Source organism: Bifidobacterium pullorum DSM 20433 (genome assembly GCF_000771405.1).
In the GTDB taxonomy this organism is placed as follows: Bacteria; Actinomycetota; Actinomycetes; order Actinomycetales; family Bifidobacteriaceae; genus Bifidobacterium; species Bifidobacterium pullorum.
The window spans coordinates 1-343 of record NZ_JDUI01000005.1; the positions used below are offsets into that span (position 1 = coordinate 1).

The 343-nt window shown below is 63.3% G+C and carries 1 protein-coding gene; it reads right to left on the minus strand.

The annotated features are described in order from the left end of the window. On the minus strand, positions 1-343 hold a 343-nt coding region (locus tag OU11_RS03290), incomplete at both ends, for an MFS transporter (RefSeq protein WP_033514501.1).

Sequence of the window (343 nt, forward strand, 5' to 3'; positions counted from 1 at the left end):
TGATCGAGCCGCCGGCCGAACGCCACGAGTTGAGCACCACGCGCTCCTGACCGTCCGCGGTGATTGTGTTCACCAACGCCGCCTTCGACGTGTCCACCAGCATAAACGCCAGCTCAAGACCGATGTACGTGATATACGCATACATCACCTTGCCCGTGCCCGAGAAGTTGAAGTCCGAGAACGTCAGGATCGACAGCAGCACCAGGAACGGCAGGCCCCACAACAGCCACGGACGGGCGCGCCCGTACTTGCTGCGTGTACCGTCGATGATGCCGCCCATGATCGGCGCCGCGACCGCGTCGATCACGCGGACCACCAGCATCAGCGTGCTCACCACCATCGG